The organism is Allobosea sp. MMO-172, assembly GCF_037147855.1.
Classification (GTDB): domain Bacteria; phylum Pseudomonadota; class Alphaproteobacteria; order Rhizobiales; family Beijerinckiaceae; genus Allobosea.
In genome coordinates this window covers 1-289 of record NZ_JBBCUM010000054.1, presented here as the reverse complement: position 1 = coordinate 289, position 289 = coordinate 1, and the positions used below count along the sequence as shown (strand labels likewise).

At 64.7% G+C, this 289-nt stretch carries 1 protein-coding gene; it reads left to right on the top strand.

All coding sequences use genetic code 11. The annotated features are described in order from the left end of the window. Window positions 1-289 (top strand): ATP-binding cassette domain-containing protein (locus WFK61_RS26180; RefSeq protein ID WP_336814951.1); only part of this gene is annotated, 289 nt, incomplete at both ends.

Genomic DNA, 289 nt, shown 5'->3' with positions numbered 1-289 from the left:
AGCCTCGTTCCGCGAGCTTCGGCTCGACCGTCTGAGCCGTGACTTCGGCACCCATAACGCGCTCAAGGACGTCTCGCTGACGATCGGCAAGGGCGAGTTCATCGCGCTGCTTGGCCCTTCGGGTTGCGGCAAGTCGACGACGCTGAACCTGATCGCGGGCCTGCTGCCTGCGACCGGTGGCGGCATCTGGCTCGACGACAAGCGCATCGACCCGCTGCGTCCGGAAGAGCGCGGCTTCGGCATGGTCTTCCAGAGCTATGCGCTCTTCCCGCATATGAGCGTGAACAAG